Origin of the sequence: Arthrobacter sp. CAN_A212 (assembly GCF_015752345.1) — a bacterium.
GTDB lineage: Bacteria > Actinomycetota > Actinomycetes > Actinomycetales > Micrococcaceae > Arthrobacter_D.
The window spans coordinates 216,304-228,923 of sequence record NZ_JADOUT010000001.1; the positions used below are offsets into that span (position 1 = coordinate 216,304).

A 12,620-nucleotide genomic window follows, 5' to 3' on the forward strand; every position below is an offset into this window, starting at 1 on the left:
CCAGATGTCTTCGAACTTCAGCACTACCCAATCCGGAGCACCAGTCATTGATGACGCCAACTCGTCCAGCCTCGGCCGCGACGGCGCTATCCCCCTGACCGATCACTACCTGATCGAGAAGCTCGCGCAGTTCAACCGCGAGCGTGTCCGCGAGCGTGTGGTCCACGCCAAGGGTGGTGGCGCATTCGGTACCTTCGAGGTCACCTCGGACGTCAGCGAATACACCAAGGCATCCATGTTCCAGCCAGGCGCGGTCACCGAGACGCTCCTGCGGTTCTCGTCGGTTGCCGGCGAGCAGGGTTCACCCGACACCTGGCGCGACCCCCGCGGCTTCGCCCTGAAGTTCTACACCGACGAGGGCAACTACGACCTGGTCGGCAACAACACCCCCGTCTTCTTCATCCGCGACGGCATCAAGTTCCCCGACTTCATCCACTCCCAGAAGCGCCTGCCGGGAACCAACCTGCGCGATGCCGACATGCAGTGGGACTTCTGGACCCTCAGCCCCGAGTCAGCACACCAGGTGACCTGGCTGATGGGTGACCGCGGACTCCCCAACTCATGGCGCACCATGAACGGCTACGGATCGCACACCTTCATGTGGATCAACGAGGCCGGCGTGAAATCCTGGGTCAAATACCACTTCAAGTCCAACCAGGGCCACGAGGTACTGACCGGAGACCAGGCCGAGGCGCTTGCCGGGTCGGACGCCGATCACCACCTGCGCGACCTCTCCGAGAACATCGCTGCCGGCAACTTCCCGAGCTGGGACCTCAAGGTCCAGATCATGCCGTACGACGACGCCAAGGACTACCGCTTCAACCCGTTCGACCTCACCAAGGTCTGGCCTCAGGGCGACTACCCTCTGATCCCCGTCGGCAAGCTCACCCTGAACCGGAACCCGGAGAACTACTTCGCGCAGATCGAGCAGGCTGCATTCGCGCCGTCGAACTTCGTCCCCGGCATCGCGGCCAGCCCTGACCGGATGCTGCAGGCACGGATCTTCTCCTACGCCGACGCACACCGCTACCGCGTGGGCACCAACCACGCACAGCTGCCCGTGAACGCGCCGAAGAACGAGGTCCGTAACTACTCCAAGGACGGAGCGGCACGGTACGACTTTAACTCGCCGTCCACTCCGGTCTACGCTCCGAACTCGGTGGGCGGTCCGGCCGCTGACCCGGCACAGTACGGCCCTCATGGCGGCTGGGAGAACGACGGCGATCTGGTGCGCGCCGCACACTCCCTCCACACTGAGGACGACGACTTCGGTCAGGCAGGCACCCTGTACCGCGAGGTCTTCTCCGACGGCGAGCGGGCCCGCTTCCTCGAGACCATCACCGGTGCCGTGGGCGGCGTGACCATCGACGCCATCCGGGAACGGGCCATCCAGTACTGGACCAACGTCGACGTCGAACTCGGCGCCAAGCTGCGGGCGGCCCTCGGCGCTGACGCCTCCGGCGGGAACAGCCAGGCCGAAGCCGCCAATAAGGTCTAACTGCTTGGTCTGAACGGATACCAGCCCCTAGCGGGCAACAAAAAAGGCGGGTCCCGGTGGGGCCCGCCTTTCTTGTTGCCTGGAATCTTCGGTGTCCGGCACAGGTACGGAGTGGATCGGGTCAGACCCGCTGCTGTTCCGGCGCGGTTACCTGGTCAAGGTAGTCGAAGAAATAGTCAAGCATCAGCAGCAGCGCGGCTTCCGTAGCCGACCGGTCGCGGTTGACCACGAAGTCATACTGCAGGCCGTAGGTCCCCGACAGGTGCATCCGCGCCGCCGTGTCTGCCAAATCGGAGGGCATGCCCTGAGACAACAGCCAGTCCCTGATGAAGCCATGCCAGTACTCGTACTTCGCCGCAGCGCTCTCGCGTGGTGAATCGCTGACCGCATCGTGAAGGGACGCTTCGAACTCGAGCCTCTGCAGTTGCCGGTTGCGTTCGATCTGCGTCCACCGCCAGGTGGCCAGGGACCACTCCCGGAAGTCCTCGCGGCTGAGATCTTCCGGGCGGGGCACCTTCACCGAATCGTGGCGACGCTCGATATGGGTGACGATCTGGTTGACCAGTTCCTCACGATTGCCGAAATGGTAAACCAGCACGTAACTGCTGATGCCAAGACCATCCGCCAGTGTCCGGAAACTCAGGCCTGCAAGAGTCTTGTCCAGCAGGTGGTCGAGGATCTGGTCAAGCAGTTCTGTCTTGCGTTCCGGGTTCGGTGGTCGCGCCATACTTTGCATAGTACGTTGGCTTATCGATCGGGCCAACACGTACAACGTTTGAGTAACGTTCTGCCTAATTCTTGATGCTCACCCGGTCGGAGCGGCACTCGTCTGCGCCGTCGGCGACGGGTTCGGTGCGCGACAAACGAGCGCCTTCGACGTCGACGTCGGGCAGGATGCGGTCCAGCCATTTCGGCAGCCACCAGGCGTGCCGGCCCAGCAAATACATCGCAGCGGGAACCAGGGTCATCCTGACCACAAACGCGTCGACCAGCACCCCGAAGGCCAGGCCGAAGCCGATGGGCCGGACCATGGTCAGGTGGGAGAACACGAACCCGGCGAAGACGGCCACCATGATGATCGCCGCAGCGGTCACCACGCGTGCGCCGTGGCTGAAGCCCACGCGGACGGCGCTCTTCGCGCTGCCACCGTGAACCCATGCTTCGCGCATCCCCGACACCAGGAACATCTGGTAGTCCATCGCCAGCCCAAACAGGACACCGATCAGGATGATCGGCAGAAAGCTCAGGATGGGCCCCGGGTTGGTCACACCAAAGATGTCACCGAACCAGCCCCACTGGTAGATGGCGACCGTTGCACCGAAGCTGGCCAGCAGTGACAGCAGGAAGCCGGCGGTGGCGATCAGCGGTACCAGGATCGAACGGAACACCAGGAGCAACAGCACCAAGGAAAGGCCGACGACGATCCCCAGGTACAGGGGCATCGCCTCCATGAGCTTCTCGGAGACGTCGATGTTGGCAGCTGTCTGGCCGGTCACCGAGATCAGCACACCGGTGTCCGACTCGATGGCCGGTGCCGAACTCCGCAGTTCGCGGACCAGCTCTTCGGTACTCTCGCTGGCGGGTCCCTCGGTGGGGATCACCTGAAAAATGCCCGTACGTCCGTCGTCGCTCACGCCGGCCGGCACGGCGGCAGCAGCGTTGTCGACGGTGGCCAGCCGGTCGGCGACCTCAAGCTGCAGTTCGCTCAGTTCCGCGTCGGTATCGGTAGCCGGAAGATTCGCTACCACCAGCAGTGGACCGTTGGTTCCCTCGCCGAAGTACTCTCCGGCCAGTTCGTAGGCCTGGAAGGCGGTCGAGTCGGCTGGTTCCGAGCCGCCGTCGGGCAGGCCCACCCTCAGATCGAGGGCCGGCAGCGCGATCACAGCCAGGGCTGCAACGCCCGCAATCAGGGTGAGGATCGGTTTCCGGGTGGCAAACCCACCCCAACCACGTCCGCTGGCTGCCTTCCGGTCCTCTTCCGCCTGGACCTGTTCGTGGGAGGCGTCGAGATCGGATTCGGCCTCGGCTTTGGCCCACCGCCGGCGGGAAATGACCTTACGGCCCATGAATCCCAGCAACGCCGGGGTCAGGGTCAGCGCCACGAGGACGGCGACGGCAACGGTGCCCGCGGCGGACAGACCCAGCAGGGTGAGGAACGGCAGCCCGGGGACGGCCAGCGCGGCGAGGGCAATGATCACGGTAATGCCCGCAAACAGGACGGCGTTACCAGCGGTTCCGGTGGCCCTGCCAATCGATTCCTGCATGCCCATTCCCCGAAGCAGCTGGGTTCGATGCCTGTTCACGATGAACAGGGAGTAGTCGATGCCAACAGCGAGGCCCAGCATCAACGCCAGGACCGGGGTGATGGAACTCATCGAGATGACGCCGGTCAGAGCGAAGGTCACGCCCACACCGACCCCAACGCCAACGATGGCCATCAGCAGCGGCAGTCCGGCAGCAACCAGCGTTCCCAGCATGACGATCAGCACGATGACGGCGACCAGCAGCCCCACTATCTCGGCGATCCCGAAGATCTCCGAGATGTCCTGGACGATCTCCTTGCTGTAGAACACGTTGACGCCGGCGTCGGTGACGGTGTCCGCCGCGGCCTGAACCGCTTCGCGGGTTTCCAGCGTGACGGCGTCTACCGCAGAATCGAACTGGACGCTGGCAACCGCTGCGGAGCCGTCGTCGGACACGAACTGGATTCCCGACGACGCATCGAGAGTGCGCTCGGCAAGGTCAATCTCGGCGCTGCCTTCCTCCAGCTGGCTCCGGCCATCCTCAATCTCGGAGAGGGAGGCATCGAGTTGCGCCTGACCTTCGTCAAGCTGGGCTTCGATGGCTGCCGCCTGTTCGGGCGGGAGCAACTCCCGGCTGGCTTCGAACTCTGCGCGCTGGGCATCGAGATCGGCCTGGCCCGCTGCCGCCTGCTCTGCGCCGGCCTCCAGCTCGACGGTGCCCTGCTCGAGCTCCGCCCGGCCTTCATCGATTCCGGCCCTGCCCTCGTCGAGCTGTCGGGAGACGTCGAAGGGATTGATGACCGCTTCGACTCCCTCAACCTGTTCCAGGTCGGCGAGCGCCTCCTCAACGGAGGACTGCTGCTCCTCGGTGATGACCCCATCGGAGTTCTCGAACACGATGGTGCCCATGCCTCCGATGGCTTCGGGCATGGTCTCCCGCAGCTCGTCGAGCACACGCTGTGACTCAGTGCCCGGGATGGTGAAGTTGTTGCTCAGCGTGCCCGAGAACGCGGCCGCTGATCCGCCGACGGCCAGCAGGATGGCAAGCCAGGCTGACACGATCCACCAGCGCTGTCGTGATGCAAACTTGCCTAAGCGGTACAGCAGGTGTGCCATGAAAAGTTCCTCGGTTCGTTCGGTGGGTGGAGGCTATAAAAGCTGGGTGGGGCTGGTCGGCGATGACCGGCGGGCTTAAATGGTGAGCATCGGGCTTAGATGGGGTTGTTGAAGCCGTCGCGCAGCATTGTCAACGCGTCGACAATCTGTTCCTCCAGATCATCGGCCGAGTCGTTGAGCGATTCGTTCGCGGAGGCGGCCCAGACCTGCATGGCTGCTTTGACGCAGGAGAGGACGGCACCGACAAAGGCGAGCAGGTACAGCGGGTCCAGGTTGCCGCCTGTGCGTTCGTCGACTACCTGGCGGATCCGGGCTTCAGCCCGCTCCCAGGAGTGCAGTTGGCTGCGCATCAACTCGGGGCTGCCCTCGGCCATCCGGAAAAGCTCGCCACAGACACCCAGGTTGTCGGTCTTCGAGATAGCTGCCAGCGCGGCGATCATGGCGTCCAGCAGGGGCTCAGCAGTGGGCCGGGCCATGAATTCTGCCGCGGCCAGCTCCAGAAACGCGTCGGTGGAGGTGGTGAGGGCTTCCTCAGCACTGTGGAAATAGTTGAAGAAGGTGCGGCGGGAGACTCCGGCCTCCGCTGCGACCTGGTCCACAGTAAATTTGCCCAGCCCGTGGGTGCGGGCGAGATCGAGGGCTGAGCCCGCGATGGCACGACGAGTGTCGAGCTTGTTCTGCTCCCGGCGGCCTGGCGCAGTGGCCGCGCCGGAGGTGGTTGCACCGGAGGTGGCCCGGCCGGAAGAGGTGGCCCCGCCGGAAGTGACGGTGTCGGAGGTGCCAGTGCCGGAGGTGGCCGCAGCGGAGGAGTCGGCGTCGGAGGTGGTTGAGTCGGACGGGTCGCTCGTAGCAGGCATGAGGGCAGGGCCCGTCGCCGTCACTGGACTATTCATATAGTTACACTAAGTGCAAGTTTGCATGCTGTGCAACCATATGACGTGTGCCTCTGCTCACGTTTCGTCACATCCGCCCAACACAGTCGCCGTCGCCGTCGCCGACGCGGTCGCAGTTGCCGTCGAAACCAGCGAACGTTGCAGAACCGGCAGACGCTCCAGAAACCGGCGGACGCTGACCAAACCGGCGGACGCTCCCTGAGTATCGGGCGCGTCCGCCGGTTTCGGCAGCGAGATCGGACCAGCAGCTAGAACATCAGGCGGGAGCGGATGAGGAACCGCTTCCCCTCCGGAGCCTCGACCGAGAAGCCGCTCCCCCGTCCCACCACCACGTCCACCGTCAGATGGGTGTGTTTCCAGTACTCGAACTGCTCACGGGACATCCAGAACTCGATGAGTTGCGTCTCCCCAGGGGTTCCGCCACTGATGTCCAGCACACCCAGCAGGACGTCGGCCTCCGCGGTGATGAACTCCCCCGCCGGGTAGCACATCGGCGAGGAGCCATCGCAGCAGCCGCCCGACTGGTGGAACATCAACGGGCCATGGATTTCCCATAGTTTCCGCAGCAACTCCACGGCTGGCTCGGTCAGTGCTACCCGTGAGAAATCCTCACCGGGTAGGACAATGCTGGCCTCGATGCTCACACCCGCTCCTTAAAAGAAACCCAGCCTGTCTTCGCTGTAGCTGACCAACAGGTTCTTGGTCTGCTGGTAGTGGTCCAGCATCATCGTGTGGTTCTCGCGACCGATGCCCGATGATTTGTAGCCGCCGAACGCCGCACCCGCCGGGTAGGCGTGATAGTTGTTCACCCAGACCCGGCCGGCCTGGATTTCCCGGCCTGCCCGGTAGGCCACATTGCCGTTGCGGGACCAGACGCCGGCGCCCAGCCCATAGAGGGTGTCGTTAGCGATCTGTAGCGCTTCGTCGTAGTCACTGAACCGGGTCACGGACACCACGGGGCCGAAGATCTCCTCCTGGAACACCCGCATGGAGTTGGTTCCCTCAAAGATCGTGGGCTTGACGTAGAAGCCCTCGGAGAGGTCGCCGTCGAGCGTGATCCGCTCGCCGCCAATGAGGATCTTCGCCCCTTCCTGCCTGCCGATGTCGAAGTAGGAGAGAATCTTCTCCAACTGGTCGTTGGACGCCTGCGCACCCACCTGGGTGTCGGTGTCCAATGGGTTGCCCTGGATCATCTTCTCGGTCCGGGCGACCGCGTCCGCCATGAAGGAGTCGTACATGGAGTCCTGCACCAGCGCTCGCGACGGGCAGGTGCACACCTCGCCCTGGTTGAACGCGAACAGCGCGAAGCCCTCCAGCGCCTTGTCGTAGAACGCATCATTCTTGTCCGCGACATCGCCGAAGAAGATGTTGGGGCTCTTCCCGCCAAGCTCAAGGGTGACGGGGATGAGGTTCTGGCTCGCGTACTGGCTGATCAACCGTCCGGTGGTGGTTTCACCAGTGAAGGCGATCTTCCGGATCCGCTTCGAGGATGCCAGCGGCTTACCTGCCTCCACACCAAACCCGTTCACCACATTCAGCACGCCCGGCGGGAGGATGTCGCTGAGGAGCTCCATCAGGACCAGGATCGAGGTGGGAGTCTGCTCCGCCGGCTTGAGGACGACGGCGTTGCCTGCTGCGAGCGCAGGCGCCAGCTTCCAGGTGGCCATCAGGATCGGGAAGTTCCAGGGGATGATCTGGCCCACCACGCCGAGGGGCTCGTGGTAGTGATAGGCGGTCATGTCCTCATCCAGCTGGGACAGGCGTCCCTCCTGGGCGCGGACGGCGCTGGCAAAGTAGCGGAAATGGTCGGCGGCGAGGGGCAGATCCGCCGCAAGGACCTCCCTGATGGGTTTTCCGTTGTCCCAGGTCTCGGCGACCGCCAGCATTTCCAGATTTTCTTCGATCCGGTCCGCGACCCGGTTGAGAATCGCCGCTCGTTCTGCCACCGACGTCTTGCCCCACGCGGGGGCGGCTTTGTGGGCGGCGTCGAGGGCCAGTTCGATGTCCTCGGCGGTACCCCGGGCTACCTCGCAGAAAGCCTTGCCATTGACGGGTGAAATGTTCTCGAAGTACTGGCCCTTGATCGGGGCAACCCATTCGCCGCCGATCCAGTTCTCGTACCGCGGCTTGAAAGTGATCTTGGATCCGTCATGGCCGGGCTGGGCGTACACAGTCATTGTTTGACTCCTTGGGTTCCGAAAGGGACGTCGTCGTCCTTCCTCCGAACTGTAGGCGGGCACCGGTTGCACGGGGGTTGCACCGGCAGTCGCGGACCCGGCACCGGGACGCATGGCGGTGCCGCACCGCGGGAGCGACCGGTGAAGTGTCAGCGAGGCGTCAGCGCAGGCTCAGCTCGGCTTCCAGCCGTTCGACATGCGCGACGACGGCGGCCCGGCGCGGCGAACGTGGAGGCAGCACCTTCAGTGCGGCCGTCCACGCCTGGACGTCGTCCTGCGCTTCAGCGAGCTGCAGGTACTGCAGGACGGCGTCGGCAGCCCCGTCGTTGAGTACCGCCTCGCGGAGCAGGAAGCTGACCTCGGTGCGCAGCCGCACGATCGACGGCGCCTCGGACCGGGGCAGCACGGGGCCGCGGTACAGGTTGAGCGCCATCCGGTGTGCTCCCCGCTGCAGGTAATCAAGCACCTGTGACGCGTCGACCGTCAGCTCGCGCGGCAGGCGGTACGGCCGCGACCATGGCACCAGGGACGGTAGCTGGTGAGCAAGCACCCGTCGCAGGCGCAGCATCTCGGCCCGCACGGTGGTAACCGAGACATGCTCGGGATAGGCCATCGCCGCGAGCTGATCGGCGCTCAGACCGCCGGGGTGGAGGGCAAGCAGAGCGACAAGCTCGGCATGCCGGGCGCTGAGCTCCACCGACCGTCGGCCCAGCTGGATGACCCCGTGATCACGTCCCAGAATCTGCAGCCCGTCCCGGTAGACGGAGTGCGTTTTCGCCGCGGCCCGCTTCCGTGCCGGCTGGCTGGCCCGCAGTCGATGCAGGCTGAGATGTGCTTCCGCTGCCGCGACGGTTGCTTCGATGAGGGAGAGGGTGTGGACTGCCACCGCGTCATCGGTACCGGTAATGTCCACCACGCCCAGCACGATCCCCGTGTCAGGATCATGGACGGGGACGGCGGTGCAGCTCCACGGATGCACCTGGGGGCTGAAATGCTCGGCCCCGGCAATCTGTACGCTGCGTCCGAGCGCCAGTGCGGTACCCGGAGCGCAGGTTCCGACAACCGACTCCGACCAGTCCGAGCCGGCGACGAACATCATCTCCTCCGCGCGACGGCGGAGCTGGCGGTCTCCCTCCACCCAGAGCAGCCGCCCGTCCGCGTCACCCACCGCGACCAGCAGGCCACTGTCGAGACTGGGTTGGACCAGAAGCTTGCGGATGATGGGCAGGACCACCGCGAGGGGGTGCCCCCGGCGGTAAGCTTCGAGCTCCTCGTCCGTGTAGAACAGGGGCGCCCGGGCGGCGTCGGGGCTGGGTAGATGCTGCAGCGACCGGAGCCAGGAGTCCCTGACGAGCGAGCGCACACCGGAAGGAGGAGCGCTACCGAGCCGTTCGTGTGCACGGTGGGCGTACTGCTGCAGGGTTCTCGACGTGAGTCCCCCCGGAATCGGCAGTTGCTGCTGCGTCATCGACACTCCGCTTCATGGTCTCCCCGCCGGTGGGGTTGCATCAGTCTAGTGCCGGCGGAGTCCCGCTGTCGCGGGTGTCTCACGCTTTTTCTTGCACCGGCCGCTGGGGCTGGCTGACCCTGGGGCTGGGTGATCCCGGAAAGGCTAGAGCGCGTCCCCTGGAAGGACCTGCCAGGCCGCCCAGCGTGGGGAATCGTCGCAGGCATCGGGGATCGACAGGTCGGCGTCGTCGCCGCCCCATTCGCTACCACCCAGGCCTACTGTCTCATCACCTGAATACTCCTCACCGTCGAAGATGAGGGTCCCGTCACGCCACTCGGGTTCTGCTTCGGCGCGGAAAACCGGCACCCACCGCTCGGAGAACTCGGGGCTGGTCAGGTAGACGCACCCCTCCTCCAGCACCAGCCGGCCGGAGATCCCCGCTGCATCACCGGCGTCGTCGGGGTCGCTGTAGGTGGCGAGCGGTTGGGTGCCGAGGTCGGGTTCGGCCTCGGCACCGCTGCACCCGACGGTAAGCGCCGCCCCGGCGAGGACGAAAGCTAGCTGCATGTGCCTGCGTGTCATGGACCCAGTCTAGGTCTGCCGACAGCGCACCGACGACGCTCCTGCGCCGATGCACCGGGCGGTACCGGCTTGGGTTGGCAGGCTACTCGTCGCGGGAAATGGCGATCATCTCGTCGCGGGGAACCACCTTCACACGTTCCCTGACCAGCTCGGCATTGGTGCCGCCGTCGGGCACGAAGTTGGCACCGAGCTTCAGCTCATGGGCGTCGAGCTTGAGCCAGCCTTCCCAGGTGGTGTACCGGATGCCGCGTTCGGTGAGGAGGTCGATGATGGCGTCTTCGGACGGGTCCTGGGCCGGGGGAAGGTTCAACCGGTCCTCAAGAAGGAACCCGATGGTCTCCAGCGCGTCGCCCTTGGTATGGCCGATGAGCCCCACCGGGCCGCGCTTGATCCAGCCCGTGGCGTAAATGCCGGGGACCGGGGTGCCCTCCTGGTCGATGACCCTGCCTCCCTCGTTGGGGATGACGCCGCGCTGGCTGTCGAATCCGACCTCGGGCAGCTCCGACCCGAAGTAGCCGATGGCACGGTAGACCGCCTGCACCGGGTAGTCGATGAACTCGCCTGTCCCCCGGACGGTCCCCTCGCCGGTCAGCGCGGTGCGCTCGAACCGGATGTTGGCGACCTTGCCTGGTGTTTCCGGGGAGTCAGTGATCTCGACGGGTGAGTGGAGGAAGTGAAGGTGCAACCGGCGGGAAGCGCCGGTTGGTTCGTCGTCGACCAGCCAGTTGGTGAGGGTCTTGACCATCGTCTTGGTCTGGTTGTTGCTGGCGATTTGCTGTTCGGAGGCTTCATCGAAGTCGAAGTCCTCCGGGTACAGCACAATATCCACGTCGCGGGAGTGCGAGAGTTCACGCAGTTCCAGCGGAGTGAACTTCACTTGCGCCGGGCCGCGGCGGCCGAAGACGTGCACGTCAGTGACCGGGGACGCCTTCAATCCGGCGTAGACGTTGTCAGGGATCTCGGTCGCGAGCAGATCATCGGCGTGCTTGGACAGCACCCGGGCGACGTCAAGGGCAACGTTTCCGTTCCCGATGACGGCAATCTCCTGGGCGTCCAGGGGCCAGTCACGCGGCACATCGGGGTGGCCGTCATACCAGGAAACGAACTCGGCTCCGCCGAAGGAACCCTCCAGGTCGACTCCAGGGATGGCCAGTTCAGCGTCCTTGATCGCACCGGTCGAGAAGATGACGGCGTCGTAGAACTTGCGGAAGTCAGACAGCGTGAGGTCCCGGCCATAGTTAATATTCCCCAGAAAGCGGATGTCGCCACGGTCCAGCACCTTATGCAGGGCGTTGACTATTCCCTTGATACGCGGGTGATCGGGGGCCACGCCGTAGCGGATCAATCCGTAGGGGGCAGGGTGCTGATCGAAGAGATCGATGCTGACCTGGAAGTCACCACCCTGGACTTCCTGGGACTTCGTCAGGATGTCGGCGGCGTACACGCCTGCCGGACCGGCACCGATGATCGCTACCCGCAGCGGTCGCCCCGCAGCTGAGGTGGACACTGATTGGCCTTCTTCCTAGTGGACAAACCGAGACGCACATTTAGCGCACAGTTTCCTATTCTAAATGCCCTGCCGGGGTGTCGTCTAAACCGGTGATACCCGTCTCATAGCAGGATCATTGGTTCGCCGGGAATAAATCACGACCCGTGAGCGCTGGAGCCGACGTGACTCCTACCGAAACCGCTCGCCAGCGTCAGCCCCGAAGCGAAAATTCGACGGGCATCCTCTACGGAATCGGCGCCTACGGCCTCTGGGGGCTGCTGCCGCTGTACTTCATGATCCTGCTGCCGGCGACGGCCATCGAAATTGTCGCCAACCGGGTCCTCTGGTCACTGGTGTTCTGCGCCCTGCTCCTGACCGTGATGCGTTCCTGGCGGACTGTCTGGGCCGCGGCGTCCAATCCACGGATCCTCGGCACCCTGGCCATCGCCGCACTGCTGATCGCCGTGAACTGGTTCGTCTACACGTACGGCGTGACCACTGGCCACGCGATCGAAGCCGCCCTCGGCTACTTCATCAACCCGATTGTTTCGGTACTTCTGGGGGTACTGGTCCTGCGGGAGAAACTGCGGAGGCTGCAGTGGGCAGCGGTCGGCATGGGCATCATCGCGGTGGTGGTCCTGGCCATCGGCTACGGCAACGTGCCCTGGATCGCCCTGACGCTAGCCTTCTCGTTCGGCTTCTACGGTTTCGTGAAGAAGCGGGTCGGGTCCAGGGTGGATGCACTGTCGAGCCTCAGCATCGAAACCGCCGTCCTGACCCCGATTGCCGCCGTGGTCATGATCTGGCTGACCTTTTCCGGGGCTGCGACAGTCCTGACCGAGGGGCCGGGACATTTCTGGATCATGGCGGCCGCTGGAGTCATCACCGCCGTTCCACTGCTCTTCTTCGGCGCCGCCGCACGTCGGCTGCCCCTGACCACGATCGGCCTCCTGCAATACCTGGCACCGGTCCTGCAGTTCCTGTTGGCCCTGTTCGTGTTCAAGGAAGAGATGCCGCTGGAACGCTGGATCGGATTTGGTCTGGTCTGGGTTGCCCTCGCGATGCTCACCATCGACATGTTGCGCACTGTCCGAAAGAACTCCCGCCCCCGCCGCACCCGCGCCGCCGCAGTGGTTGAGGAGACCGCGAAGGTCTGACCGGGAAGCTCTGCT

General features: G+C 64.6%; 10 protein-coding genes. 2 read left to right on the forward strand and 8 right to left on the reverse strand.

Annotation, left to right across the window (positions count from 1 at the left end; translation table 11 throughout):
• Positions 1-4 precede the first annotated feature (4 nt).
• Positions 5-1,498, forward strand: coding sequence for a catalase (locus IWX64_RS01085; RefSeq protein WP_196865305.1), 1,494 nt, complete (start codon positions 5-7; stop codon positions 1,496-1,498).
• 121 nt (positions 1,499-1,619) lie between these two features.
• Here IWX64_RS01085 and IWX64_RS01090 read toward each other — a convergent pair whose 3' ends face one another.
• From IWX64_RS01090 to IWX64_RS01125, 8 genes are all read right to left on the reverse strand, one after another.
• Positions 1,620-2,225 carry a TetR/AcrR family transcriptional regulator gene (locus tag IWX64_RS01090; RefSeq protein ID WP_196865306.1) on the reverse strand — a complete coding sequence of 202 codons (606 nt, stop codon included), beginning with the start codon at positions 2,223-2,225 and terminating at the stop codon, positions 1,620-1,622.
• A 64-nt stretch (positions 2,226-2,289) separates the two neighbouring features.
• Entirely contained in the window at positions 2,290-4,857 is a 2,568-nt protein-coding gene (locus IWX64_RS01095) for an MMPL family transporter (RefSeq protein ID WP_196865307.1), read from the reverse strand.
• A gap of 95 nt (positions 4,858-4,952) precedes the next feature.
• Complete coding sequence (locus tag IWX64_RS01100; protein ID WP_196865308.1) at positions 4,953-5,714, reverse strand: TetR/AcrR family transcriptional regulator; 762 nt, start codon at positions 5,712-5,714, stop codon at positions 4,953-4,955.
• 284 nt (positions 5,715-5,998) lie between these two features.
• The gene (locus tag IWX64_RS01105) at positions 5,999-6,394 is read right to left on the reverse strand and encodes a DUF779 domain-containing protein (protein ID WP_395939792.1); all 396 of its coding nucleotides are present in this window, start codon (positions 6,392-6,394) and stop codon (positions 5,999-6,001) included.
• Positions 6,395-6,403: 9 nt separating this feature from the next.
• Positions 6,404-7,927, reverse strand: a complete 1,524-nt coding sequence (gene exaC, locus IWX64_RS01110) for an acetaldehyde dehydrogenase ExaC (RefSeq protein ID WP_196865309.1) — start codon at positions 7,925-7,927, stop codon at positions 6,404-6,406.
• A 160-nt stretch (positions 7,928-8,087) separates the two neighbouring features.
• Positions 8,088-9,395, reverse strand: coding sequence for a GAF domain-containing protein (locus IWX64_RS01115; protein ID WP_196865310.1), 1,308 nt, complete (start codon positions 9,393-9,395; stop codon positions 8,088-8,090).
• A 144-nt stretch (positions 9,396-9,539) separates the two neighbouring features.
• A complete protein-coding gene (locus tag IWX64_RS01120; protein WP_196865311.1) occupies positions 9,540-9,959 on the reverse strand; it encodes a hypothetical protein in 420 nt (139 codons plus the stop codon).
• Positions 9,960-10,041: 82 nt separating this feature from the next.
• On the reverse strand, positions 10,042-11,466 hold the full coding sequence (locus IWX64_RS01125) for an FAD-dependent oxidoreductase (protein ID WP_196865312.1): 1,425 nt from the start codon (positions 11,464-11,466) through the stop codon (positions 10,042-10,044).
• 164 nt (positions 11,467-11,630) lie between these two features.
• Here IWX64_RS01125 and rarD point away from each other — a divergent pair, with 164 nt between their 5' ends.
• Positions 11,631-12,605, forward strand: coding sequence for an EamA family transporter RarD (rarD, locus tag IWX64_RS01130; protein ID WP_196865313.1), 975 nt, complete (start codon positions 11,631-11,633; stop codon positions 12,603-12,605).
• Positions 12,606-12,620 lie beyond the last annotated feature (15 nt).

What these genes read in the sequence shown, in the direction of transcription:
- IWX64_RS01120 (WP_196865311.1), bottom strand. Translation starts at nt 9,959, where the DNA reads ATGACACGCAGGCACATGCAGCTAGCTTTCGTCCTCGCCGGGGCGGCG.
- IWX64_RS01095 (WP_196865307.1), bottom strand. Translation starts at nt 4,857, where the DNA reads ATGGCACACCTGCTGTACCGCTTAGGCAAGTTTGCATCACGACAGCGC.
- IWX64_RS01115 (WP_196865310.1), bottom strand. Translation starts at nt 9,395, where the DNA reads ATGACGCAGCAGCAACTGCCGATTCCGGGGGGACTCACGTCGAGAACC.
- IWX64_RS01100 (WP_196865308.1), bottom strand. Translation starts at nt 5,714, where the DNA reads ATGCCTGCTACGAGCGACCCGTCCGACTCAACCACCTCCGACGCCGAC.
- IWX64_RS01085 (WP_196865305.1), top strand. Translation starts at nt 5, where the DNA reads ATGTCTTCGAACTTCAGCACTACCCAATCCGGAGCACCAGTCATTGAT.
- exaC (WP_196865309.1), bottom strand. Translation starts at nt 7,927, where the DNA reads ATGACTGTGTACGCCCAGCCCGGCCATGACGGATCCAAGATCACTTTC.
- IWX64_RS01090 (WP_196865306.1), bottom strand. Translation starts at nt 2,225, where the DNA reads ATGGCGCGACCACCGAACCCGGAACGCAAGACAGAACTGCTTGACCAG.